The organism is Hydrogenophaga sp. Root209 (assembly GCF_001428625.1).
Taxonomy (GTDB): domain Bacteria; phylum Pseudomonadota; class Gammaproteobacteria; order Burkholderiales; family Burkholderiaceae_C; genus Hydrogenophaga.
The window spans coordinates 268,561-293,160 of sequence record NZ_LMIE01000030.1; the positions used below are offsets into that span (position 1 = coordinate 268,561).

At 59.0% G+C, this 24,600-nt stretch carries 20 protein-coding genes; 2 read left to right on the forward strand and 18 right to left on the reverse strand.

All coding sequences use genetic code 11. The features are described from left to right. Window positions 1-11 precede the first annotated feature (11 nt). The 3 genes from ASE11_RS18055 to ASE11_RS18065 are packed head-to-tail and all read right to left on the reverse strand — an operon-like array spanning window position 12 to window position 3,594. Window positions 12-1,178 carry a hypothetical protein gene (locus ASE11_RS18055; protein ID WP_056274873.1) on the reverse strand — a complete coding sequence of 389 codons (1,167 nt, stop codon included), beginning with the start codon at window positions 1,176-1,178 and terminating at the stop codon, window positions 12-14. Continuing rightward, entirely contained in the window at window positions 1,175-2,119 is a 945-nt protein-coding gene (locus tag ASE11_RS18060; RefSeq protein ID WP_056274875.1) for a polysaccharide pyruvyl transferase family protein, read from the reverse strand. Before ASE11_RS18060 ends, ASE11_RS18055 begins: the two co-directional genes overlap by 4 nt. Beyond that, window positions 2,116-3,594, reverse strand: a complete 1,479-nt coding sequence (locus ASE11_RS18065; RefSeq protein WP_162258064.1) for a lipopolysaccharide biosynthesis protein — start codon at window positions 3,592-3,594, stop codon at window positions 2,116-2,118. The genes ASE11_RS18060 and ASE11_RS18065 overlap by 4 nt, the downstream gene beginning before the upstream one ends. A gap of 117 nt (window positions 3,595-3,711) precedes the next feature. On the opposite strand from ASE11_RS18065, the gene ASE11_RS25485 reads away from it, so the two are divergent. After that, entirely contained in the window at window positions 3,712-4,581 is an 870-nt protein-coding gene (locus tag ASE11_RS25485) for a glycosyltransferase family 2 protein (RefSeq protein ID WP_082585838.1), read from the forward strand. 49 nt (window positions 4,582-4,630) lie between these two features. Here ASE11_RS25485 and ASE11_RS18070 read toward each other — a convergent pair whose 3' ends face one another. Genes ASE11_RS18070 through ASE11_RS18105 form a run of 9 tightly spaced genes read right to left on the reverse strand, consistent with a single transcriptional unit; the run spans window position 4,631 to window position 15,607 of the window. Beyond that, entirely contained in the window at window positions 4,631-5,776 is a 1,146-nt protein-coding gene (locus tag ASE11_RS18070; protein ID WP_162258065.1) for a hypothetical protein, read from the reverse strand. Further along, window positions 5,773-7,977, reverse strand: coding sequence for a polysaccharide deacetylase family protein (locus tag ASE11_RS18075; protein WP_056274882.1), 2,205 nt, complete (start codon window positions 7,975-7,977; stop codon window positions 5,773-5,775). Before ASE11_RS18075 ends, ASE11_RS18070 begins: the two co-directional genes overlap by 4 nt. Next, complete coding sequence (locus ASE11_RS18080; protein ID WP_056274884.1) at window positions 7,970-9,304, reverse strand: putative O-glycosylation ligase, exosortase A system-associated; 1,335 nt, start codon at window positions 9,302-9,304, stop codon at window positions 7,970-7,972. Before ASE11_RS18080 ends, ASE11_RS18075 begins: the two co-directional genes overlap by 8 nt. After that, window positions 9,301-9,450, reverse strand: coding sequence for a hypothetical protein (locus tag ASE11_RS25970; RefSeq protein WP_156406409.1), 150 nt, complete (start codon window positions 9,448-9,450; stop codon window positions 9,301-9,303). The genes ASE11_RS18080 and ASE11_RS25970 overlap by 4 nt, the downstream gene beginning before the upstream one ends. Window positions 9,451-9,468: 18 nt before the next feature. After that, window positions 9,469-10,689: a UDP-N-acetyl-D-mannosamine dehydrogenase gene (wecC, locus tag ASE11_RS18085; RefSeq protein WP_056274886.1), complete on the reverse strand. Its 1,221-nt coding sequence runs from the start codon at window positions 10,687-10,689 to the stop codon at window positions 9,469-9,471. A 1-nt stretch (window position 10,690) separates the two neighbouring features. Next, a complete protein-coding gene (locus tag ASE11_RS18090) occupies window positions 10,691-11,761 on the reverse strand; it encodes a hypothetical protein (RefSeq protein WP_056274889.1) in 1,071 nt (356 codons plus the stop codon). 1 nt (window position 11,762) lies between these two features. After that, window positions 11,763-13,235, reverse strand: coding sequence for an MBOAT family O-acyltransferase (locus ASE11_RS18095; protein ID WP_056274891.1), 1,473 nt, complete (start codon window positions 13,233-13,235; stop codon window positions 11,763-11,765). A gap of 21 nt (window positions 13,236-13,256) precedes the next feature. Beyond that, window positions 13,257-14,399, reverse strand: coding sequence for a non-hydrolyzing UDP-N-acetylglucosamine 2-epimerase (gene wecB, locus ASE11_RS18100; RefSeq protein WP_200959381.1), 1,143 nt, complete (start codon window positions 14,397-14,399; stop codon window positions 13,257-13,259). After that, window positions 14,396-15,607 (reverse strand): TIGR04063 family PEP-CTERM/XrtA system glycosyltransferase, encoded by a 1,212-nt coding sequence (locus tag ASE11_RS18105; protein ID WP_056274894.1) that lies wholly within the window; start codon window positions 15,605-15,607, stop codon window positions 14,396-14,398. Before ASE11_RS18105 ends, wecB begins: the two co-directional genes overlap by 4 nt. A gap of 142 nt (window positions 15,608-15,749) precedes the next feature. On the opposite strand from ASE11_RS18105, the gene ASE11_RS18110 reads away from it, so the two are divergent. Continuing rightward, entirely contained in the window at window positions 15,750-17,108 is a 1,359-nt protein-coding gene (locus ASE11_RS18110; protein ID WP_056274896.1) for a phenylacetate--CoA ligase family protein, read from the forward strand. 37 nt (window positions 17,109-17,145) lie between these two features. Here the strand turns inward: ASE11_RS18110 and xrtA are convergent, their stop codons facing one another. The 6 genes from xrtA to ASE11_RS18140 are packed head-to-tail and all read right to left on the reverse strand — an operon-like array spanning window position 17,146 to window position 24,514. Then, window positions 17,146-18,729: an exosortase A gene (gene xrtA, locus ASE11_RS18115; protein ID WP_056274899.1), complete on the reverse strand. Its 1,584-nt coding sequence runs from the start codon at window positions 18,727-18,729 to the stop codon at window positions 17,146-17,148. Further along, window positions 18,722-19,966, reverse strand: a complete 1,245-nt coding sequence (locus ASE11_RS18120; protein WP_056274900.1) for a TIGR03087 family PEP-CTERM/XrtA system glycosyltransferase — start codon at window positions 19,964-19,966, stop codon at window positions 18,722-18,724. Before ASE11_RS18120 ends, xrtA begins: the two co-directional genes overlap by 8 nt. A gap of 10 nt (window positions 19,967-19,976) precedes the next feature. After that, window positions 19,977-21,029, reverse strand: coding sequence for a FemAB family XrtA/PEP-CTERM system-associated protein (locus ASE11_RS18125; RefSeq protein WP_082585839.1), 1,053 nt, complete (start codon window positions 21,027-21,029; stop codon window positions 19,977-19,979). After that, window positions 21,022-21,900, reverse strand: coding sequence for an XrtA system polysaccharide deacetylase (locus tag ASE11_RS18130; protein WP_056274902.1), 879 nt, complete (start codon window positions 21,898-21,900; stop codon window positions 21,022-21,024). The genes ASE11_RS18125 and ASE11_RS18130 overlap by 8 nt, the downstream gene beginning before the upstream one ends. A gap of 4 nt (window positions 21,901-21,904) precedes the next feature. Further along, complete coding sequence (locus ASE11_RS18135; RefSeq protein WP_056274904.1) at window positions 21,905-23,035, reverse strand: XrtA/PEP-CTERM system-associated ATPase; 1,131 nt, start codon at window positions 23,033-23,035, stop codon at window positions 21,905-21,907. A gap of 3 nt (window positions 23,036-23,038) precedes the next feature. Next, window positions 23,039-24,514, reverse strand: coding sequence for a TIGR03016 family PEP-CTERM system-associated outer membrane protein (locus ASE11_RS18140; RefSeq protein ID WP_235501357.1), 1,476 nt, complete (start codon window positions 24,512-24,514; stop codon window positions 23,039-23,041). Window positions 24,515-24,600: the final 86 nt, after the last annotated feature.

The window sequence follows — 24,600 nt, forward strand, 5'->3', positions numbered from 1 at the left end:
GAAACGACGGCTCAGCGCTTGAAGCGCTGCACGAGCCGGGAGCCCACGTGGTCCAGCCAGGGCATGGGGTCGTTCCAGCGGCGGTAGGCGTCAAACACATCGTGCGAACGCGATGCCGTGTCTGGCGGGTCACCACTCTCCTCCTGGGACCACCGGTCGATCTGCGAGTCGCGCCAGACGCGGGGCGGATGGACAGGATTGACCGCTGGCGCCGGCAAATCCAGCTCATGGCAGTACGCGGCCAACGGCAGGTTGCATCCGTTGAGGGTGGCCACCTCTTCCTGAAAATCGGTGCGGGCGACGGTGGGCTCCACCATGCAGAAACGCCCATCGCGCGCATCGCGCTTGTATTCCATGCTGCCGATGCCGGTGAACCCCACCTGCCTGAAGAATGCCGCCGTGGTGTCGCTGAGTTCCTGCGCATGTTCCCAGGCGGCTGTGCAACTGGCGGTGCCCCCAATGCGGGGCGGCCAAGAGCGGATCTTTCGACCTGGAAACGAGCTCACCACCTGCCCCTGCCCACCGATGTACTGAAGACAGAAATAGATGTCGCCATCCCCGCCTTCGATCCACTCCTGCACCACCATGTCGGCCAGCACCGGCTCAATCTCGCGGTAGAGCGCATCCACCTCCTCGGCCGACGCCACCTTGTAGGCCTTCTTGAAGCGCGCGCCGTACTCATAGCTCTTCTCGCTGGGCTTCAACACGCAGGGGTAGTTCAGCGTGCGCACCTTGGGGAGATCTTGAGAACCTTGCAGTCTCACCGTGCGCGGCACCGGTGCGGCCAAGGCTTCTGCCAGCTCCTGAAAACCCTGTTTGTGCATGAGCGCCATCAAGCGCTGGTGTTCGGGCAGGCGGATCAACAACGAGGCCGGCAGGCTGGCGCGGCATTCGGAGACCGTGTTGACCGTTTTTTCCTCGGTCAGAAACAGCACCACCTGGGGCCCCAAGCGGGCTGCCACGCGCTGAAGCTCGGCCATGAATGCCGACCCATCAAGCGAACTGACCACGTGCGCGGCGGCGAAGCGCGAACGCATGGCCGGCGAGCGGGGGTCTGTATCAAGCACATGCACCGGCACACCGGCCTGTCCAAGACTGCGCACCACCCCCAGCGCATTGAGACCACCGCCCACCACGATGGCTGGTGGCTTCGCACCGTATGTGTTGTGAAAATTCATTTCAGAGGGACACCTTGGCAAAAGCGGACGATTCGCTCCACCTTGTAACTCCTTCTCAGGAACCCAGGCAAGTAATCCAGAAAGTCATTGCGAGTCAAAATTTCGTTGGTGACAACGCCGTCCGACCAAGTCACCCCACGAAATTTGAGGCTGTATTCCCAAACGCTTCGGTTCTTGTGATACCGGCTTGGAAACAGCGTTGTATCGATCTCAAGGATCGAACCGAGAATACTGGAATGCGTACGATTGGTGATGATCTTCTTCGCGCCAGCATGTACTCTAACCCAATGCAAGAAATCTCGACAAAAGTAGGCAGGGTCCATTCGAACACCCATTTTATTCACCGCAAAGCTTTTCTCCCCCGATTCGTTGTCCAAGCGAAATCCATAAAGCTGATAGCCTCGACTCACTTCTCCCACTGTTCTCAGTATTTCTTGCTTGGTTAAACGAAAAGCCGTGTCATGCGATATCAAAATTTGATGACAAAAGGGCCGCAGCAACTCCAACGCCAGGTGATAGGAGGTCAATTCACGGGCAAGGAAATAAAAGCTCCTGTCAGTGTGACGATGCAGGATAGGTATCATGACTTCACGGATATAGTCACGATCCTCTTCCAAGGTGCAAGGACCCTGAATCACAGAAGTTGCTTCGGAACGCAATGCATGCTCAAGCGCTTGAATCACTGCTCCAGAGCACCATCTATTATAGCCGCCACCCCCATGAATGTAGACAACCTCACCGCTTACAGCTTGGTGAGCGAGAAACTCCTGAATGCTCAAGGTTCGAAAGGATATGCCTAGTTGCTGGGCAAGAAATTCTGCACCCCAGTAGATCAAATGATCGCCGAAATTCCCACCTGGTTCCACAAATAGAAAATCGAGAGCGTTGTATTTCTTGAAAAGTATCGCCAGCTCATCCACCTCCCATTGATTATTATTCATCGAATTTTCCCCAGTTTGAATTTATTAAAGATAAGTCTCAAAATTCTTTTCTCTGGTCCATCGGCACAACCAGCCAACACCCAGAGAACCACCACACTGAATGCATACGACAGCACCCCCGCAGCAAGCAATGCAAATAGCATAACAACTTCAATCACCCCATTTTGATAAAGAATGATTGACGCCCAATACAAACAGACAGTCATTATCACAGCACCTCCCAGTGGGCGCGCAAAGACTCGCAAAATTGAATAAAATGGAATTTTTAGACCAAAGCGAATCAATCCACTGGAAACGAAAAACACCGCAATGGATGTAATCAGAACCGCCTGCGCAACGCCATTCAAACCCTCTATGGAAGACAGCCAATAAATCATAGGGATCAGAATGACCACTCGCAGCATACCCATCAGAGTTGAAACACGGGGGCGCCCCAACGCCATGAACACTGCACCCGTGTTTGAACTCATGGCAATCAGAGCACCCGACAAAGCAAGATACTGTACTAACGACACCGAGGATAGCCACTTCGGACCAAGAACGACTGGAACCAAGACATGTGCCAACATCGCGATCCCAACACCTGCGGGTAACACGAAGAAGGCTATTGATTCCATCACCACGAGATACATCCTCCTTAATTCGACTGGCAAGTGAGAAATTTTGCAATAACCAGGATAAGACGCCGCAGTAATATTGGCCGCGAACTCGGAGGTCGGCAACGTAGATATCTCTTGAGCGATTGCAAAGAATCCAGCGGCTTGCGGTGAAAGAATTTTTCCAACAATCATTTCAGGCGAACGATTGTTCAAGAAGTAGAAAACATTATTGATCATCAACCATTTTGAAAAACGAAACAAATGACGCCACTCAGAGAATGTAAATCGAGGTCGAAAATCGTGCAACAAATAACCGTTGATCAACACCAACAACTTCCAAATCAATGAACCAAACACAAGCGCCCAATAATTCTTTAACCAGAAGGCCAACCCCAGCGTGGAAAAAAAACTGACCAGTTTCGGCAATAATTGATAGCGAAACTCTTTGTCAAATGTCAAGTTTTTTCGAAATTCCACGACACCGATGTTCTGCAATCCACTGATCAAGAACAGTCCCGACAATACCAGCATCACCGATTTAATGCGTGCATCTCCGTAAAATTCCGAAACCCAATCAGCACCAAATGCAACAATGATACAGGCCACAATACCAAAACTCACATTGAAGGACCATGCGGTATTGTAGTCAGCAGGCGTAGCATCTTGCTTTTGAATCAACACTGTATCAAAACTAAAATTGCCGAAGATATCAATCATCGCGAACAGCGCCATAATGATCGCAATCAGCCCGAAATCCTCCGGAGACAAAAGGCGTGCAAGAAAGACGGTACTCAAAAGACCGATCGCCTTTATAGAAGCTTTCAGGGCGATCATCCAAATTGCGCCTTTTGCAACTTGTCTATTTAATGTGCTCACGCGTATACTTTCTAGACTATCCATTGCCTTGCATCTGCAAGTACGGTAAACTTCCCACGGCCGATCCAGATTCTATGCGGCAGACGTTCAAAGCTGTTAAAAGTCATACTTGATATCATGCATCAATCCCAGCTGACAGTCATTATCCCAACACTGGCCGACACCAAGCGATCTGAATCATTACTCAGAGCAATAGCGAGTGTAGTAGATCAACAAGAAGCTGGCGTAGAAATTATGGTGGCCGTCAACGGGCAGCGCTTTGATCCAGAATTGGTGAGTCATCTCCAATCTCGCCATGATCTCTGTGTGATGAAGCTTGCCACCCCATCCCTAACCAATGCCATTTACCAAGGGCGTCTTGCCGTAACTTCACCATTTTTTTCATTTCTAGACGATGATGATGAATATTTACCCAACTCCATTCGCTACAGGTTGACAAAGCTTGAGGACAATCCTTCCTGCGTCATGGTTGCTTCAAGTGGATTCCGAGATAGCGGAGGCCATCGCACAACCAGCGCGCACAATTTAACTAGCGCGTTAAGCAATCCCTATCATGAACTTTCGGTTAACAACTGGATGACTTCTTGTGGAGCCGTGTTTCGAAGTGACCTTTTGGGCCCCGAGGTCTTCAAAAATGTTCCCCCTCACCATGAGTGGACGTATTTAGCATACAAAATTCTTTCCACCGGTTCATTCTGCGTGGTGGAGGAGCCATGCTACGTCATCCATGACACGCCTGGCTCGCTGTCCAAGTCGACTGCATATTCAGAAGCGCCTGCCGCAGTGCTCCGTGAAGTACTCAAGCTAAATTTGCCCTCAATTGCTCGCCAATCCGTTCTGGCCCGGCTGGCAAAGGCAGAACATGATCTCGCGTCAAAGGCGCTTTCGAATGGACTTAGGTCGAAAGCAGTTAAACATCACCTCAAAAGTCTGATTCTTCCGGGAGGATTAAAGTATTTTTCGTTCAGCAGACATTTGTTCAAATGACAAGCATTAATATCCTCAAGGCATTTGTTATCGCACCGTGAATGTTGCCTTACGCTACATCAATGATGCGGTAATTTGGAGAATCCTCACCTTCTCCTACGTTCATTGCGAGCATGGTGTAGTACCAACGGCGACTATTCACCGGTGTGAGCAATATGAGCCCCGCAGGACTCATTCCTTGGGGCAGCAAGATTGAACCGTATCGACTGACGCCCGCGCGAGGTTTGGGCGCATAAGGCAGGCCAAGGCATTGGCGCCATTGGCGGTCGTGCCCCCGAAACCACAGGGCCGCCTCTTCACGGGTGTCTTGAAGCCGTCCGGGCTCGAACGTTGTCTGGATCATGGCGGTGCCATCGGTGAATTCACAGGCGGCGTACGCCGGGTTGCCGATGGTGGCCAGCACGGTGCGTCGGGCTTCTGCAAAGTCGTAACGGTAGATAAGGTTGATGGCGTCCGCCGGTGCGTCCTTGCCGGCGTCCATGCCCCACTCCATGCCGGTTTCATCAAACAGCAGGGCGATGGCGCGCCAACTTTGGTCGCCCCCAGCAAAGCGGTGTACGGAGGCAAATTCGTCGTCTGTGTAATAGAAGGACGACTCATGATCCTGATCGCCGGTGCAGATCCACAGGCGGTTGCGGAAGCGGTCGTAGTGAATGGCATGTATGTGTTTGATTTCGCTGCGTGCGAACGACCAGCAGGCTTGCACTTTGCGGGCCCGGGCGTCCACCCGGCAGACCCGGATGTCGCGCTCGTGCCCATTGAGGTACTCACCAAAGTAGACGCACTGGCTTGTGGGGTGCACTGCAATACCGCCGCGCAAGGGGGCGGCCATCGGCGGTTCGACGTCGGATGACAGCACCTCCGCACACGAGCCGTGAAGCTCGGGTGAGAACCAGTAGATGCGGTCGTATATGACGAGGACATCTCGTGCGGGCAGCTCCACCAACGCCTGGATGCCGGGGCCAGGCCGCAGCGTGCGCTTAAGCCAGCTGCGCGCCATCCAGTCCTTGATCCTGCCTTGCCAGCTGTTGGACCTGGGTGGAATGCGGAAGACCTTGCGCAGCGCCCTGGTCTGGTAGTCAAACCAATAGGCCCAATGGTCATGCGTGCACCAGCAACCGTTGGCGCTCGACCAGTGCGCCAACATCTCTGGGTGCACGGGTGTCAAGCGGGTGGTGCTGGCATCGTGATTCACGGTGCAACGCGCGCGACGCGATCAAACAACCGACCCAGGCTGCCGGTCTGCGAGCTTCGTGAATAGGCCTGCACCAAATGCCGGTTGAGCGCCAAGGCACTTTCATTTTCCTGGCTGGAGTTGGTGTGCATGGACAGCAGCAGCGATTCGCGAATGGAGTCCTTTGAATGGATGTCCGCAATGTGCACACCATGGAATTTGCGCAACTGGCCAGCGGTTCCGCCTTCGGGGTCGACCACGGCCAAAATCGGTCGCTCAGACCGCAGGTATTCGTAGATCTTGGCTGGTATCTGGGTATTGAAGTTGCTGCCCTGAAAAACGAGGAGCAGATCCGAGCCCATCATTTCTTCGATCGCGCGGTGATAAGGAATGGGTGGCCCCACCTCAACGCAGTCGGTCAGGCCGTGGAGGTCGGCACAGGCCATCACTTCTTCACCGTGGTGCGGCGCACGAAAGCGGATACACAGGCGTTCCGGGTCGATCTGCCCTTCGTCGATCAGCATCCGCACCGCGGCAAAAAAGGTGGAAGGGTCCCTGTCCTTGGGATAGATGAGACCGCTGTGCAACAAAAGGAGCGTTCCGTCAGCAACGCCCTCACGCGAAGGCACCACCTGCTCAAAGGCCTCTTCGTCGTACCCGTTCTCGATCACCTGGCATTTGGCGGCATGGTCGGGGTAGCGCCGCTGGTACTCCTGCGCAGCGCTCGCGGTGGTGAACACGCAGGCCGATGCATGGCGCAAGACACTGGCCTCCAGCCACTGCCAGAGGCGGCGCTGTGTTTTGTCGAAGGGGTAGTCGCGGTTCACCATGGGGTCGCGAAAATCGGCCACCCAGGGTATGCCGCTGAGGCGCGACAAGGTGCCACCGATGAGATGCGCGGTGGAGATGGGGTAGGTGCTCCAGATCAGCCACGGGCGCGCACGCCTGATCTCCCTCATGCCCATCCACACAGCAGGAAGCCACCATGTCGACCAACGGTCGGGCAATGCAAACAGCCTGGGGTACTTGCCCTTGATGGACAGGTGTCGCGCGGCGTCCAGCGCCGTGGCGCGCACCACAGTGGTCTGTGCTGGTATGGAGGGCACGAGATCGTTTCGCTGCTCCTCGAAAGCCCGAGGGGTGGCCGCAAGAACCGACGTGGCCCAGCCCTGCTGGGGCAGGTACTTCACGAAATTGAGGGTCCTCAGAATACCGCTGCTGCCCGCCTGAGGCGGGAAATGAAAGGCCACCATGAGCGCCCGCTTTTCATTGGCGGCGCTCTCGGCCAGCATGGGGGAGCGCTGCATCATGTTGCGCATGAACTGAAGGTTCATGCGCCCAGCGGTGGGTCCCCAGGGTGTGAAGCGGGGGATCTGGAGCAAGGACGTGTCTGCAGACGCCACGCCACGCAGGGTGGTGAGCGCATAGCGGTAGCCTGCGCGGCGCACCATCTCGATGTGCTCCGGACCAAAGTCTTTGCCAGGTGCGCCATTGGGATAGGCAAAGGCTGTGACCTTGCCGCGAATGATGGATTCGATCTGCTCGCGCGCGCCGGCAATCTCTTCGTAGGCCTGGTTGGGCGTGCAACGGCTCAGGATCGGATGGGTGACCGAGTGTCCCCCAATGCCAAAACCCCTCGAGTGCAGTTCTCTCAGGTCGGCCACGTCCATCACGGGAACGCGTGTTCGCTCGAACCCGGTGTGCTCTTCCAAAGCCGTCAGGAGCCTCTCTTTCTCCGCAGGCTCCTGGTATTTCAGGAAATCATCCAGCCGGCGAATGGTGTTCTGCCGCTCGATCGGCTCGTCAAACTTTGAAGGCAGCAAGTCCACACCCGGCCATTCCAGTGCCGGAGTGCCCACAGGCGCTTGCGCTACGGCATGCAGGATCCGCTCGTTCCACATGGGCAGGCCCGCGTACTGGCCAGAGGTGACGAAGAACGTGGCATGAACACCCAGACGCTCCAGCACAGGCACCACGCCGTCCAGCCAGTCCGGATAGCCGTCGTCGAACGTGATGCAGGCCGCGTTGGGGGGAAGGTTGCCGGCACGCAGAGAAACCAATGCTTCATCCAGCGGCAAGATTCGAAACCTGCGCATGGTCGCCTGCAGCACGGCGGTGAAATCAGCCAGATCCAGTTCTGCGGGGCACAGCGGGTGGTGCGTCTGCGGAATCTTGTGAAAGACGAGCGTGGTCAGTTTTCCGCTGGAGAACAGCTTAAACATGGACCACGCCCCCCTGCGGCGCCGACACCAGCTCCTTCTTCTTCGCGCTCTCAAGAACCAGGATGCGGTGGATGGCCGGCAGCATCATGATGAACAGGTAGACCAACTCGAAGTAGGCCAAACTCACGCCCGCTCCGCCTGCCATGAAGGCGACGAGTGAGAGGTTGATGGCAGTGGCGAGATCGGTTGCCCAGGCTGTGTCGGTCTTGGATTTGGCAGCCACCGCCTGGATTTTCCAGCGGTTGACGAAGGCGGAGGCGAGCAAGGACAGGAACAAGATCAGTCCGATGTAGCCCAGATCACCGAGTACCTGAAAGTAGTTGCTGTGTGCCGCCTTGGCCTTCATCGATGGGATGTTGTAATCGATAAAATTCGGGGTGTCTTTGTATCGATTCCAGATCCACTGCATTTGCACCGCATGAAACCCCCCTCCGAGCAAGGGATTGTCATTGCCAATGTTCACACTAACCTTCCAAGCGGCGACCCTACCAAGGAAAGACTGGTCCTCCGACGCAACCTTGATTGTTTCGATACGCTCAAACCATCGTTCGGGAGCAAACTGCATCACCCCTAAAGCGACGACGGAGACAAAGACGAGCGCCAGCATCTTTCTGGAGCTGGTAATCCAATACCAAACACCTAAAATCGCCAAGGCCAAAAATCCTCCTCGAGAGTTAGACCCTAAAATGGTCAGCACACACAATGCAAAAGCGATGGATGCAACCCATTTCGCGTAGCGATTGGCACTGTATTTAGCCAGATACAAAAATATAGGTAACAACATCACCATGGCCAAGGCGTACAAGTTGTTGTCAGCAAGTGATGAGTTGGGGATCCCATAGATGTTGTGCCCTCCCCCCGAGGCAACTACCTTCAAGCCATCCAGCACTCCGTGAAATCCCAAGCCAGCAGCCAACACAATCAACGTCAAATGAATTCGCCAACGCGAGGTAAGAAAAAATGGTGCTGCAAAAGCGAGCACCATTCCCTTGAGAAAGACATCGACGCGAAACCACACCAAGTTGTTCGGTTGCATGGCAAATGCAGATGACAAAAGCGCATGGAGCACGAATAGCGCCAGCAACACTGAAGTACCTTCCAACTTGAAACTGCTGGGCTCGCGCTTCTTACCCTTATATATCCAAAACAACAGTAAAGCGAGGCCTGCAAAGACAAAAACATAGCGAAAGCCCTGCATGAACCCGTAGAGATACAACTGCGGAGAGAACACCGTTGCAAAAACCCAAAGCAAGAAGGCGACAAATGGACTTCGGAACGCCATGGGTAACACGCTCAGCATTACGCCGAACATGAACAGATCTCTCATTTGTCGATGTCCTTTTTGGTTTCTTTGAATGCGAAAAAACCAAGATCGGAAACCTTGACCTCCGGCTTCTTGCCTGCTCGAAATGCAATCCAGCAGCAGTAAGACACAAGCACCAGATCAAAAGCAAACAAACTGGATTCAATCATGAGGCCTCCCTCGCAAAATCACCGCAGCACACCCTTGGTGTCGATCACGACCTTGTCCTTGATGACCTGTGGATCGATCGCAGTGAACTCGGAGTGGTCAACCAGCAGCAGCAGGATGTCGGCTTCCTTGAGCACTTCCTTCAAGTCGTACAGAGGGAACGAGACCTTGTCCTTGGCCACGTTCGGGTCGCAGGCCATGACCTTGCCGATGCCCGACTTGAGCAGGTGCTCGACGATGTCCATGGACGGCGACTCGCGCATGTCGTCGATGTTGGCCTTGAAGGTGAGGCCCAGGGCGCCAATGACAGGATCCTTGAAACGCTGTGCCTTGGCACGCACTTTTTCAATCACCCAATGCGGCTTGGAGTCGTTGACCTCCCGCGCCGTGCGGATCAGGCGCGCCTCTTCAGGTGCGCTGGACACGATGAACCACGGGTCCACCGCGATGCAGTGCCCGCCCACGCCAGGACCTGGCTGCAGGATGTTGACGCGGGGATGGCGGTTGGCCAGGGCGATGGTTTCCCACACGTTGATGCCCAGGCGGTCGCAAATGATGGAGAGTTCGTTGGCAAACGCGATGTTCACGTCGCGGAACGAGTTTTCGACCAGCTTGGACAACTCGGCTGTGCGGCTGTCCGTTTCCAGGATCGCGCCGTTGCAGAAGGTCTTGTAAAGCGTCCTCGCCTTGGCAATGGCGGCCTTGGTGGTACCACCGATGATGCGGTCGTTGTCCACCAACTCACGCAGGATGTGGCCCGGCAGCACACGCTCAGGGCAATGCGCCGTGTGCACCTTGCCCGCCAGCTCGGGCCGCTCGGTGGCAATGATCTTTTCGATCACCTCGGTGGTGCCCACCGGCGAAGTGGACTCAAGAATCACCAGGTTGTCTTCGCGCAGGTAGGGCACGATGGCCCGCGTGGCAGCCTCCACATAGCTCAGGTCGGGCGCCTTGGGGTTGCCGCCCTCCTCCTTGAACGGCGTGGGTACGGCCAGGATGAAGGTGTCGCCTTCTTCGGGCGTCAGCGATGCGCGCAGGTTGCCGCTGTTGACAGCGGAGCGAACGAGGATGTCCAGGTCGGGCTCGACAATGTGAATGCGGCCCGAGTTGATGGTGTCCACCGCTTTGGCATTGACGTCCACACCCAGCACCTGGTGCCCTTTGGTGGCCAGCATGGAGGCGGTGGGCAGACCAATGTAGCCCAGGCCCATGACGACGATCTTTTGCAGTTCTCTTGCCATTTCAGTTCTCTTTCGCGTTGTTTGAATTCTGTTTCAGGGCGGTCGCCGCGGCTTCCATGAGCAGCGCCACGCCGATGCTGTTGAAGTGTTGGTCATACGGCCCGACGTCCAGGCGCAAGGGCGACTGGCGCTGATGCTCACGGTAAATGGGCTCTCCCTGCACCACGCTTTGGCCGCGTGCGCGCAAGCGCTGGGCCAGATGGTAGCTCTCGTCAGGCAGGCGCACGCCTGAATCGAGGTTTCTCCGGTTCATGTCGATGACAAACACCACGCGAACGCCCTCCAGGGTGTCGAATTTCTCAAAAAATGCATCCACTGCCGCATCAACAATCCTCTTTTGCTCCACTGCGAGGGGCTCCAGGGCCGTCTGAACCGGCGCCGGACCGGGCTTTCCCGACTCGGGGGGCGTGCCCGACCGCCAGAAATCGGGCGAGTTCATCCGCGCCGTGTTGAACTTGAGCTGGCTGTTGAGATATTGGGCCAGGGCCGATTCACGAAGCACGTTTTTGAACCAGCTGGACGCTGGTCGCCTGCTGACGGTTGGCTCCAGGGTGTCGGGCGACAGGCAGCGGGCGTGCACGTTGGCCGAATTGCACAAGGCCTGACTGGCGTCCGTATGCTCCATCAAGACCACGAATGTGTTGAGCCCCAGTGCCCGATGCGCCCACTCGATGCGCTCGGCATAGTCCAGCAGCGAAGAACCGGGCCCACCCATGGCATAGACCCGCCGCCCGCCCAAAGCTCGCTCCAGCTGGGCTGCGGGCCGATCCGCCATCGGCAGCATGGAGGCTTCGACATAGCTGTCGCCGATCAACCCCACGGCGTCGCTGCCCGCCACGAAGTCGTGCTCGGCCGCGAACCCCATGTTGTTGCTGCGCAGGTGCTGCACATTGCGCAGATCCCATCCCGTGGCCATGGTCCATTCGTGGTTGGGTGGGTAGTTGAGGATGTTGGGCGTGAGGTGATAGTCGGTGTTCGTGGCGGTGGACACGGGCAGCACGCGCAGGATCAACTCGGCCGCGAAGACTGCGGCCATGGCACCGAACAGCAGAAACAGTACGCGCTGGATCACGTCAGAAGTTGAAGTAAATGAAAGCACCAGCCACGCCACGGCTGTTGTTCAGGAGGATCAACAACGCAATAAGGGTAACGCTGGCTCCCGCAACAAATGCCACCCGTGCCTCACGGCCCAGCACCAGGGCGCGCAGGCTGATACCCAGATCATTGCTGTTCCTGGGCCAGAGTGCCACCAGCGTCAGAAAGGCGCAAATCCACCAACCTGTGGCCGCATGCAGCCCGGCATTCCAGAGCACTGTGCCGAACTCGGTGTGCACCAGACTGAGCATGGAAGCATAGATGGCGGTGGCGCCCTCCAGCGACGGTGACCGGAACAGCACCCAGGCAAACACCACGCACAACATGGTGAGCGCCCACGACAACACCTTCAAGGTCAGGGAGCCGGCAACCGACGGCTGAGCGCGAGGGGAGGCGCTGGTGCCGCGCAGCCTGGCCCCCACCTGCTGGATCACGAGATAGAGGCCGTGCAGCGTGCCCCACAGCACAAAAGACCAGCTCGCACCGTGCCAGAGCCCGCCCAGGATCATCGTGGTCAGCAGGTTGGCGTACCGGCGCACGTCTCCGCGACGGTTGCCGCCCAGGGCGATGTAGAGATAGTCGCGAAGGAAAGCGGAGAGGGACATGTGCCAGCGCCGCCAGAACTCGCTGATGTTGGTGGCCAGGTACGGCGAATTGAAGTTGAACGGCAGGCGGATGTTGAGCATCCAGGACAGACCCACAGCCATGTCGGAATAGCCCGAAAAGTCGAAGTACAGCTGCAATGTGTAGGCCAGAGCCCCCAGCCAGGCCTCCTCCATGGTGGGTACGCTGCCCTGCTCTGCTCCATCGAACACGGCATCGGCGTATGGACTCACACCATCGGCAAGCACCACCTTCTTGAACAGGCCAAGCGCGAAGATGCCCAGCCCGATACCCAGGTTGTTGAAGTTGAAGCGGTAAGTTTCGGTGCGCGCGAACTGCGGCATCATCTGCGCGTGGTGGAGCACCGGACCGGCCACGAGGTGCGGAAAGTACGTCACGAACAGGCCGTAGTGCACAAAGCTCGGCTCACGCACACCCTTGGCGTACGAATCCACCAGAAAGGCGATCTGGGTGAAGGTGAAGAACGAGATGCCGATGGGCAGCACGATCTGACCCAGGCTCCACTCGGTGCCCGCCAGCGCATTGATGTTCGACAGCAGAAAGCCCGCGTACTTGAAGTAGGCCAGCAGCAGCAGGTTGATGGTCACACCGACGGTGAGCCAGGCTTTTGATCGCAGCGCGCCGATGCGCTGCCCAACCACATAGTTGAATGTGATCGAGACCAACAGCAACAGCGTGAACTCGGGCATCCACGCTGCATAGAACACCAACGAGGCGAGGAAAAGCCACAGCGCCGCGCCGCGCTCCGACCATTTCCCGATGACGAAAAATCCGGCCAACACGATGGGCAGGTACACCCAGGCGAAAAGAGCGGACGTGAACAGCATGGGCCTGGAGCAGTGGTCCGCTCAGGGGCTCAGGGCTGGCAAGCCGCAGACGGTCTGCACGATCCGCTGCACCGCCTTGCCATCACCATAGGGGTTGTGCGCGCGTGACATGGTGGCATAGGCATCGGCATCCACCAACAAGCGGCGCGCCTCGGCCACGATCTTCTCGCGTGATGTGCCGACGAGTTTCACCGTGCCGGCTTCCACCGCTTCGGGTCGCTCGGTGGTGTCCCGCATCACCAACACGGGCTTGCCCAATGACGGTGCTTCTTCCTGAATGCCGCCCGAGTCGGTGACGATGATGTACGAGCGGTCCATCAGGTAGAGGAACGGCAAATAGTCCACCGGCTCAATGAGGTGGACGTTGGCCAATCCGCGTGCGGCCAGAATGTCTTTCACCGGTTGGCGCACGTTGGGGTTCAGATGCACCGGGTAGAGGATCTCAACGTCGTCGTGCTCGGCCGCTATGTCGGCAAGAGCTTCGCAGATGTGCTGGAAGCCCTCGCCGAAGTTCTCGCGCCGGTGACCGGTCACCAGGATGAGGCGGCGCTGCGGATTCAGAAAAGCGAAGCGTTGCGCCAGCTCGGCTTTCAGCGCCGTGTCATTGCGCAGTTTGTCCACCACGGCCAACAAGGCGTCGATCACGGTGTTGCCGGTGACGTGGATGGCGTCAGCGGAGATGCCTTCACGCAGCAGGTTGTCGCGCGAGGCCGCGGTGGGTGCAAAGTGGACGTCGGCAATCGACCCGGTGAGCTTGCGGTTCATCTCCTCCGGAAAGGGCGAGTGCTTGTTGCCGGTGCGCAGGCCGGCTTCAACATGCCCCACCGGCACGCGGGCGTAGTAAGCGGCGAGGCTGGTGGCCAGCGTGGTGGTGGTGTCGCCATGCACGAGCACGAGGTCGGGCTTCTCCTGCTGCAACACGCCCTTGAGGCCAAGCAGGATGTTGCTGGTGATGTCAAAGAGATCCTGACCGGGCTTCATGATGTTCAGGTCGTGCTCGGGCACGATGTCGAACAGCTTGAGGACCTGGTCGAGCATCTCGCGGTGCTGCGCCGTGACGCAGACCACCGTTTCAATCTCACCTGCCCGAGCCTGCAGACCTTTCACCAGCGGTGCCATCTTGATGGCTTCTGGGCGGGTGCCGAATACAACCATGACTTTCATTGGGTTCCCTTGGAGAGCAATGCCTTGTAAGGCGCTTCGTAGTTGGCGACGCTGTTGCGCCAGTTGCGCACGGATTCCACGAACTGGCGGCCATTGGCGCGCAGCTCGGGCCATCGGGCGCGATTCTGGAGCATGTCCAGGATGGCATCTGCCAGTGCACCGACGTCGTCGGCCTTGAACAGCCAGCCGGTTTCACCATGGCGGATGAGTTCTTTGTGGCCGCCCACATCGGAGGCCACAAACAGGTGCCCCTGGGCCATGGCTTCCAGCGGTTTGAGTGGCGTCACGAGTTCGGTCAGGCGCATGGAGTGGCGCGGGTACGCGAGCACATCGATCAGGTCGTAGTACCGATTGACCTCGGCATGCGGCACCCGGCCAGTGAACGCCACGTGATCGCCCAGACCCAGCGCCTGAACCTGCGCCTTGAGGGCCGCGTCTTGCGGTCCACCGCCCACCAGCAGCAGAAAGATGTCCGGCCGGGATTTCAGCAGCAGAGGAAGTGCCGCCACCAGAAGATCGAGCCCTTCGTAGGCATAGAACGAGCCGATGAAGCCCACCACCGTGCGTCCCTTCAGACCCCAGCGCGCCTGCAGCGCAGGTTCGGGGGCCTGGGCCAACTGGAAACCTTGTACATCGACCGCATTGAGAATCACCGTCACCTTGGCGGACGGCACGCCCCGGGCGACGATGTCGCTGCGCAGTCCTTCGCAAATGGTGAACACATGTCCAGCCTGGCGAATGGCATGGCTTTCCAGCGCCCGCGTAGCCCGGTAGCGCAGGCTGCCCTCGCGGGTGCTGCCGTGGTCGACGGCGGCGTCTTCCCAGAAGGCACGGATCTCGTACACCACGGGAATGCCGTTGCGCCGACCCACCTTGAGGGCGGGCAAGGCATTGAGCACCGGCGAGTGGGCATGAATGATGTCTGGGCGCACTTGGTCCACGACGGTCTGCAACCGGCGCGCCAGCGCGCTCATCAGCTGGAGTTCGCCCACCAGAGGAAGCTTCACGGAGGGCTGAGCGTGCGGCGTGCGAAAGAAGTGCAGTCCGTCGACGCTTTCTTCAAGCTGCTCGGCGGCGCCATGCTTGGGCGAGGTCAGATGAAAGGTCTGCCAGCCCCGCGCTCGCTGTTCACGCAACAGGGCCGCCGTGCGAAACGTGTACCCGCTGTGCAGCGGAATGGAATGGTCAAGGACATGAAGAACGCGCATGGTCAGACGTCAAGGGTTCCGTGGCTGTATTGGCAAAGACGGGCAGATTCGCTCATGTCCAGCTCCTGTTGAAACCGGGCCGAGCCACAAAAAACAACGACCCCAATCGCAAAGCCTGCAACGACCGGTCTACCATTTGCACATGACTCTTCACACACGCCTCATTTCCGACCTGATCTTTCCCCTGCAGGAGCGCCTGAAAAAACACACCACGGTGCGTGTGAAGCGGGACATGGAAGCCAGTCAGTACTGGCCCAGAGACAGGCTGGAGGAACTGAGGGTGGCTCGCTTGAAGAGTCTGCTCGTGCACGCCGGACAGCACGTCCCCTACTACCGCGACCTGTTCGGCAGGTTGGGCTTTGATCCGCAAGCGGTCACCAGCTGTCACGATCTGCAGCGCCTGCCTTTTCTGACCAAGACCGAGATTCGTGCTCATACCGAAGCCCTGAAATCAGAGGGCGCGAGCGATCTGGCGCGCTTCAACACGGGGGGATCCAGCGGGGAGCCATTGGTATTCTTCATCGGCAAGGAGCGCGTGAGCCACGACGTGGCGGCCAAATGGCGTGCCACCCGCTGGTGGGATGTGGACATTGGTGACCCCGAAATCGTGTTGTGGGGCTCTCCGATCGAGTTGACTTCGCAGGACCGGGCACGGTACTGGCGCGACGCGCTCATGCGGACGCAGTTGCTGCCAGCGTTCGAGATGTCGCCAGAAAAGGTGGCAGGTTTCATCGAGAAGATTCGCACCACGCGACCGGCCATGTTGTTCGGGTACCCGTCTGCCTTCGCCCACATTGCGCGGCACGCAGAGGCACACAACATCCCGATGGGCGATCTGGGCATCAAGGTGGCCTTCGTGACGTCGGAGCGCCTGTACGACCACCAGCGCGAGTTGATCCAGCGGGTATTCAACTGCCCGGTGGCCAACGGATATGGGGGAAGGGATGCTGGCTTCATTGCACACGAATGTCCGTCAGGCGGAATGCATCTGACCCACGAAGACGTGATCGTGGAAATCGTGGATCCGCAAGGCAACGTGCTGCCCGACGGTGAGAGTGGCGAGATCGTGGTGACTCACCTTGCCACGCGCCATTTCCCGTTCATTCGGTACCGGACGGGGGACATTGGCGCACTGGGCACGGAATCTTGCGCCTGTGGTCGCACGCTGCCCTTGCTGAAGGAACTGCAAGGGCGAAGCACCGATTTCCTGGTGGCGCGCAACGGCACCGTGATGCATGGCCTGTCCCTGATCTACATCGTGCGCGATCTGGCGGGTGTCAAGCAATTCAAGATCGTGCAGGAGAGCCTGGATCTGACCCACATTCTGCTGGTCACTGACGAGCGCTTCGACCGGGCACTGGTGCCCATCATCGAAAGCGGTGCCAAAGCCCGCCTGGGCGCTGAAGTCGCCGTGAATGTCCGTCTGGTCGACGAAATTCCACCGGAGAAATCCGGCAAATACCGCTACGTGATCAGCCACGTGGCGGTGCCGGCGCTCTGATGGACGAGCAGTTGAAGAACGGGCGTGTTCCATGATCTCAAGGGGCTTCGCGCGTTTGCTTCAGCGCAGCCTCAAGGCTGGCACCGTGAATTCGGACGAAGTCCTGCAGAGCCTTGTCTGAGGCTGCACGGGCCTCACTCTCGGGCAGATTGCCATCGAGCGGGGTGTAGAACACGACGATGGCGCCGTCATCGCCCCGCCCCATCAAACGTGACAGGGCGCCCTGCAGCTTCGCCTGCACGTCACTGGCCGTAAAGCGGCCATTCACCCAATACAAGCGCCACGCTCGCAGTCGAGCCGCATTGCCGGACAGCACCGACGTTTTCTGTCGCAGTGTTGCCGCAGCCACCTTGAGGGGCTGACCCGCCAGCTCGGTGTCGGCGCTTCCGCCCGACACTTGAGCCCAACGATCGTCCTGGCTGGTCACAAGCATGTTCAACGAACTGACCAGCTTGCGTTCGTAGTCTTGCAGGCGGTAGTAGCTCAGATGCAGTCCCACGGCCTGGCCTTGCGGGCCCCTGTAGCCGCTGTGGCTGGTAGCAACCGGAAACTGGAACGCAGGCACCCAGTCGCTGGAAGGAGCGGCGGCGTCTTGCCAGGGCGTCTGCGCCGCGGGTGCGTTCAGAACCACTGGGCTGGTGTTGACGCCCAACGCAAGCAGGCGCTCCAGCGCGTGGGGAGAAGCGACGATCACCAGTGCTGCCATCGCAGCGATGGCGGTCGACCAGCGCGGCTGGGTGGCAACCAGCCGGGCCATGTCGGCTGCACCCAGAGGCTTGGCGCTGGGCTCAGGCGCGTCGGCCCAACGGGCCCCCACAAACAGCATGGCCAGAATCACCATGCCAAAGAACACCCAACCGTAGATCAGATGGTCCACGCCCGTGGCGAGCTCATTGCCCGAGAGGTGACCCAGCATCACGATCATGTAGGCGCGCAGCCAGTTGGCCACCAGGGGCACCAGGATGGCCACGCCGACGAAGATCAGGCGTTTGGTCAGGCTCTGGTAGCTCAGGTAGGCAAACAGGCAGCCCACTGTGACGGAGGCGATCATGTATCGGATGCCGCTGCATGCCTCCACCACCGACCATGAGCCCGACGGAATGATGAACTGCAGGCCTTCGCGGTAGACAGGTATGCCGCTCAGACGCAGTGCCAGGACGGTGAAATCGGCGGTCCACTCCATGAACTGGGGCAGCATGAAGTCGCCAATGGGCACGGCAAAAAACAAGAAGCCCAGCGGAAAAGCCATGGCCCAGGCCAGTTGCCAACCCAGGACTGCCGGCACTGCCAACACCAGCAACATCACCAGTGCCAGTTGGGTTGCGGCGTTCACAGCGACCAGATCACCGGCCAGCCACAGGCCCGCCGCGCCCAGGAGCATCAGCCAGGCCAGCCAACTGGGGCGTGGCTGCAACACCGCCAACGAATGGCGAATGCGCCAGATCAGCCACAAGGAGATGACGGGCACAACAAATCCGTGTGCGTAGGTGTCGGAGCGCGACCAGATGGAGACCATGCCCAGGAGCGTTTGCGAGTACAGCGCCAGGATCGCCAGCAGCAGCAGCAACAGCGAAGCCAGAGGAAGGCGCCAATGGGCAGGAATGCGTGTGGCTTCAGACATGAACGGCGGCCTCCGCAGGGGTCAGGGCGTCGGTTTCTGGCAAGCCGCCGAGGCATTGGTCGATGCCGCTGAGATGGGCGTGCCAACTGAAACCTTGTTCTACATAGGTGCGGGCACGCACGCCCAGCTCGGCCGCGTGACCGGGGGTGTCCAGCAATGGCAGCAAGGCCTGCACGAACTCCTCGGGGGTTTCGGCGCGCAGCAGGCCCTGCTCCGCCGTCGCACCAATGGCATCGGCGCAGCTGTTGACCGTGATCACAGCTTGCTCCATGGCCATGGCTTCGAGAATCTTGTTTTGAATGCCTCGCGCCACGCGCAAGGGCGCGACCACGGCCGCAGCGTGCTGCAGGTAGGGCCGCACGTCGGGCACCGTGCCGGTGACCACCACGTGTTCACCGGCCAGGGACTGCACCAGCGCCGACGGGCTGCGCCCGACGATGTAAAACCGCGCGCGTGGCCAATGGACACGCAAGCGCGGGAGCATGTCGGCCACGAACCAACTCACCCCATCGATGTTGGGCCAGTAGTCCATCGCACCGGTGAATACCACGGCCTGCTCGCCCGCTGGAAATGGGCTGGGTCGCTGCGGATCGGGCGAGAAGAAGTCGGCATCCACGCCGTTGCTCAAGGACTGCACCTTGTCGCGGCATTCCGGGGCCTGGGAGACGAACAACGCGGTTTCGTTCGGTGTGACGAAATAGGAACGACGAGATTGAGCCGCCACCACGCGCTCATAGGTCAGCAGCCTCTGGCCTTCGCGTCGATAGAGCATCGACAGCGGCCAGCGGTGCGCCGGCGCGTATTGCGTCCATTTGGCCGAGTCCACATCCACAAAGTCCACCAGCATGGGCACCTGTGGCAGCAAGGGCTGCGCGTACTGCGCCATGGCCGAAGAAAACACAACGCTGGCCTGCAGTCGGTGTTGGCTGGCCATCTCCTGCACCCACCGCTGCATGCCTGCGTTGCGGTAGTAGGCCAGCGTCAAAGCTTCACCCGTGAGCAGGCCGGTCAGGCTTTTCAGCTTGGCACTGCGCGGCACGATGCGCTCCACGTGCAGATCCGGGCACAGGGCCTTCAGCGTCGAAAGGTGTTGCTCGTCGTCCGGGTCGTCCATGAAGGTGCCGAGAAACACCCGATGGCGCTGCAGCAGGTGGCGCAACAGGTGGTACGAGCGCACCTTGTCGCCCTTGTTGGGAGGGTATGGCAAGCGGTGGACAAGGTACAGCAGGTTGGCCATGGATGCCTGCTCAGCCGAGGTTGCGAACAATGAAGGGGCCCAGCCAGTTGGCGAGGCCCAAAGGCATGCGGCGCCATGTGGCGATCAACAGCTTGTACTTGGCGTTGGCCGGATTGTTCTGAGGGATGCTCTCGCGCTTGTAGAGCCGGTATTCATAATTCAGCGGCGTGGGCTCAAAGCCCCAATTGCGCTTGAACGCATAGGGCCCGGTGCCCTCTTTGCTGCGGCCGTAGTCAAACGACTTGAGCCCACGTGCGCACGCCATGCGCATGAGCTCCCAATACTTGAAGTCGTTGGCCGCCAGGTCGCGCGCCGCCTCGTCGTCGCCAGCGTAGTACGGCAACACTTCGTCGCGAAAGTAAAAGCTCAGCACGCTGGAGAGCGGCCGACCTTCAGCCGAACACACGGTCAGCACTTCGCAGTCATTGCCAAACGTCTGCATCAAGGTCTGAAAGTAACGTTTGGGAAAAGCGGGTGTGCCGTGGCGGTGCACGTTGTCGGCGTACAGGGCAAAGAAGCGATCGACATTGGTGTCCACCTGGGACGTCAGGCCGTTCTTGATGCCCTTGCGCACCATGGCGCGTTGCTTGCGTGGAATGGCGAGCATGTTGTCTTCTTCCTTGGGCAGGATGGCCTTGCGGAAGGTGACGTAGAGCTCCTGCACCGGCCAGTCGGTGTGGCGGCGGTCAATGTGGCGAAGCTCCAGATGATCGGTGCCCAGTTCGATCGCCAGGCGCTGTGCTTCGGATTCGAGTGCGGCCGCGACAGCCTCCGATTCGGTGGCCACGCCGCCGTACACGGCAAAGGGCAACCCGGTGAGCGCATTGCCAAAAAGCCGGCTCTTCACATGGGCCAGGGGCAGAACACCTTGGATCTCGCCATCTTGCTCGGCAAAGAGGAAATACGTGGGATGCCTGAACACATCACGAATGACGGTTTGCCACCCCGCTCGGTGGAAGAACGTGGCATTGGGACATTGCGCAACGAAGGCCTCCCATTGGGCGACCTGGTCGTGGTGGGTGCTGTCCAGGCGCTGAATCTGCAGGGCGCCGCGGTCAGACAACGGGCACCCCTGTCAAGCGATCTGACGCCCGGTCTTTCAGGAAAATATCGTCCATGCGGCCCCAGCGGAAATCCTTGAGCAGGCGCGCCAGACGTTGCTCGGTTCGACCGATGTTCACGTAGTGGCGAAAGCGCGTCTTCAGACCAATGCCGGGCACGCGGGGCTGATCGGGGTCGATCTCCCAAGGATGAAAGTAAAAGATCGCCGACTCTGCATCGCGCTGGTTGACCTGTTGCAGCATCCAGCGTGACAACGCATAGGGCAGCAAACGGAAATAGCCGCCGCCACTGGATGGCAGATTGCGATTGAACAAGCGCAAGGTGGTGGGCGGCACCTCCATCAATCCTTCTCGGATCTGGTGCGCGAAACGAGGGGCGTCGGGCATGCCGTAGTGGTCGTGCTTGACGGGATAAATGCTGGAGCTGTATCGGTGGCCGGCGCGCAGCAAGACGTCGAGCGCCCAAAGGTTGCCCGTGCCGATGGAGAAACTCGGCGCACGGTACCCCTGCACCCGTTGCCCGCCGATGTCCTCAAGCAGCGCCTTGGCGTGCGACACGTCCTGGAAGAACTCTGCTTCCGTCAGATCGGAGGCGCGTTGGTGGCCATACCCGTGACTGGCGAGCTCGTGGCCTTCGCTCACGATGCGGCGCACCATCTGCGGGTAACGCTCGGCTACCCACCCCAACGTGAAAAAAGTTGCCTTGGTCTGTTCGTTGTCCAGCAGTTTCAGGATGCGGTCGATGTTGTGCTCGACGCGGCATTCACGATTGTCCCAATCGGCGCGATCGATGTGAGGTGCGAACGCAGAGACCTGGAAATAGTCTTCGACGTCGATCGTCAAGGCGTTGGTGATGGGCGAGCGGGCCAGCATGGTGCTACTTGGGCAAGTCCGTGGACGGGCCATTGGCGCGTGGCTTGCGGGCAGCAGCAACGATCTTCTTGAGCGAACTCAAGATTTCGAGACTGATGCGCTCCTGTCGCAACACGCTGCGTTCCATCCGAAGCAAGCGGGTGCTGAGCTGCTCGGCCGACACACGGGTGAGCTGGTCGCTCATGCCGTCCACCAGCGTGGGATCCAGCCCCAGCTCGGTCAGATCCATGTCGTCGGCCATCCAGGTCGGGGCCGCGCTCAAACCCGCGTTGGGCAGGTGCGCCCAGCGCTCTTGGTCTTCAGCCACGCGCGAAGGTGCTCCGGCGTTCTCCACCTGCATTTCAGCGACCACTTCGTTGAGTGCGTCCAGCGTGAGGTGCGTCATTTCAGACAGGTAACCCAACAGCAGCAACCGATCACACAAGGTATTGATGCGACGCGGTATGCCCCCGGAGTGCTGGAAGAGCGCCGCAAACACAGCCGGGTCGAAGGTGGGCTTGTCGGTGGCACCTGCGCACTTGAGACGGTGCTCCACATAGGCGCGGGTGTCTTCCTCGTCCAGTGGCCCCAGATGGCAGCGCGCTGTGACGCGTTGCCGAAGCTGCAGCATGCTCGGGCCCTGCAGGATGTCCCGAAACTCGGGTTGACCCACCAGGAAGGTTTGGAGCAATGCCTGATCGCCAAACTGGAAGTTGGAGAGCATGCGCAACTCTTCCACCGCCAAAGGCTGCAGGTTCTGCGCTTCATCCACGATCAGCAAGCAGCGTTTGCCTTGTGTCGTCTGGGTGATGAAGAAAGCTTCGAGCGCCATCAGCATGTCGGCCTTGCCGGTGCCGCGCACCGCCACACCAAACGCCGCGCACACCAGCTTGAGCGCGTCTTCAGCACCCAGCTGCGTGCTCACCAGATGCGCTGCCACCACCGATCCGTTTTCCAGGCTGTCGAGCAGGTCGCGGACGATGGTGGTCTTGCCTGCGCCGACTTCACCGGTGATGACGATGAAGCCTTCACCGCGCATGACACCGTAGACAAGGTAGGAGCGCGCACGCCGGTGGGGCTTGCTGCTGTAATAAAAACGGGGGTCGGGGTTGAGTTGGAACGGCTTGTTGCTCAGCCCGTAGAAAGCTTCGTACATGGGTCAGAACCGGTGGTTGATACGACCGGAGATTGCAGTGTCGCTGTAGGAACCAGCGGTGTTGTTGAATCGCCCGAACCGCAGTTGAACAATGCCGTTGGTCCGAGGGGCCAGGCGGGTGCTGAGCCCCAGCGAGACGGACTGACGCTTGCTGCTGGCACCCGAGCTGCCGACGCTCTCCTGATCCAGATAGGCGGCATTGAACGAAGTCAGAGGAGTGACCCGGTGTGCATAGTTCACACCCCAGGATTGCTGATCGATGTTGTCGTTGGAATCGAAATCATCCCCCAAGGTAGAGAGGGAATTGAGGCGACTTGTACTCCCACGCGTGACGTTGAATGTGACCACACTTCGAATGCCGCTCAAAGCAACCGACAGTTGCTGGGTCCGGTTCAAGGTTGCGGAAGAACTCAGGAAGTCCTGAAAGACTTGGGCATCGTCAGGCAGGCCCAGTTCAAACAGCCTTGTGCGAATGATGCGGTCGCGCTCTATCGGGTCTGTCACCCTGGGATCCAGCAGCGCGTCCAGCAGGTCATAGACGGAGCCGCGGGAAAAGGATCCCGACTGGGTGGGACTGTCAGATGCAGATCGAGAAGCGACGTATCGCCAGACGGTTCGCCCCGTGCGGTGCTCGAACGCGACGTTGTACCCGGTGCCGAAGTACCGGTTTTCTGCCGACACCGACAAACTCGTCCGCAGAGAAGGTCGCCATTCGAAGCCCGCGCCCGTGATGTTGTAAGACTCTCGCTGCAGGGTGATTACGTCGTTGGTTTCAACACCCGCGCTTAATGTCACATTCAATTGTGGAGACACTGAAATGATCACCCCTGCCCGCGCGATGTCGGAGCTCGTGTCACGGCCAACCGTGTAGTCGGTCTCCTGCGCAGAGGCGTCAAGATACCAGCCCAGCAACTGACCCACAGGTCGGCTTCCCAGACGCCCCGACAGCACTTGAGATGTCGAGTCCGATCGACTCGATGTGTCGGTATTGAGGGTCTGCAGGGCGTAGCGTGCCTGGTAATCGACGGCTCCGCCAATGCTTCCGCGAATGTAGGGAGAGACTCGGAAACTGGACGTCTCGGACCGGTTCGTGTCTGACAGACTAGTGACCGACTGAGGACCAAAAGCCGAAACCGCCTGATCCGATACCATTCCGGACACATCCACAAAGGCACGCTGATCCCAAACCTCAAGCGTCCCATTCGCATTGAGTCTGTTGCTGAGACGGTTGCTGGAATTACCCTGCAGGTAGTACAGAGCGCTCAAGGAATAGTCGACAAAGCCCTTCACCCTGGCCGTGTTCAAAAGCGCGCGCACGCTCGGGGTGACTTCGAGCGACAACTGACTGCGCGAATTGCTGCTTGAGGCATTGCCGTTGGACGACAGGGTGGCCCCGACGGATATGCTGGGCTCAATCCAGACCGTTGCCCTTGCGGCACCTTGGTCCACCGTTTGCGCCCAAGACTCAACCGTGAGCACGCTCAAGAACGCCGCGCAACCCAACATGGCCGCCGTGCGCTTGGGCCTCCGAGATGTTCTCGCGTGCTTGTTCCTCATCAAACTGC

Excerpts from the sequence above, each read along its gene's own strand:
- wecC (WP_056274886.1), bottom strand. The coding sequence starts at position 10,689 with ATGGCAAGAGAACTGCAAAAGATCGTCGTCATGGGCCTGGGCTACATT.
- xrtA (WP_056274899.1), bottom strand. The coding sequence starts at position 18,729 with ATGTCTGAAGCCACACGCATTCCTGCCCATTGGCGCCTTCCTCTGGCT.
- ASE11_RS18130 (WP_056274902.1), bottom strand. The coding sequence starts at position 21,900 with ATGCTGGCCCGCTCGCCCATCACCAACGCCTTGACGATCGACGTCGAA.
- ASE11_RS18080 (WP_056274884.1), bottom strand. The coding sequence starts at position 9,304 with ATGAGAGATCTGTTCATGTTCGGCGTAATGCTGAGCGTGTTACCCATG.
- wecB (WP_200959381.1), bottom strand. The coding sequence starts at position 14,399 with ATGAAAGTCATGGTTGTATTCGGCACCCGCCCAGAAGCCATCAAGATG.
- ASE11_RS18110 (WP_056274896.1), top strand. The coding sequence starts at position 15,750 with ATGACTCTTCACACACGCCTCATTTCCGACCTGATCTTTCCCCTGCAG.
- ASE11_RS18135 (WP_056274904.1), bottom strand. The coding sequence starts at position 23,035 with ATGTACGAAGCTTTCTACGGGCTGAGCAACAAGCCGTTCCAACTCAAC.
- ASE11_RS18105 (WP_056274894.1), bottom strand. The coding sequence starts at position 15,607 with ATGCGCGTTCTTCATGTCCTTGACCATTCCATTCCGCTGCACAGCGGG.
- ASE11_RS18055 (WP_056274873.1), bottom strand. The coding sequence starts at position 1,178 with ATGAATTTTCACAACACATACGGTGCGAAGCCACCAGCCATCGTGGTG.
- ASE11_RS25970 (WP_156406409.1), bottom strand. The coding sequence starts at position 9,450 with ATGATTGAATCCAGTTTGTTTGCTTTTGATCTGGTGCTTGTGTCTTAC.
- ASE11_RS18060 (WP_056274875.1), bottom strand. The coding sequence starts at position 2,119 with ATGAATAATAATCAATGGGAGGTGGATGAGCTGGCGATACTTTTCAAG.
- ASE11_RS25485 (WP_082585838.1), top strand. The coding sequence starts at position 3,712 with ATGCATCAATCCCAGCTGACAGTCATTATCCCAACACTGGCCGACACC.
- ASE11_RS18095 (WP_056274891.1), bottom strand. The coding sequence starts at position 13,235 with ATGCTGTTCACGTCCGCTCTTTTCGCCTGGGTGTACCTGCCCATCGTG.
- ASE11_RS18075 (WP_056274882.1), bottom strand. The coding sequence starts at position 7,977 with ATGTTTAAGCTGTTCTCCAGCGGAAAACTGACCACGCTCGTCTTTCAC.
- ASE11_RS18120 (WP_056274900.1), bottom strand. The coding sequence starts at position 19,966 with ATGGCCAACCTGCTGTACCTTGTCCACCGCTTGCCATACCCTCCCAAC.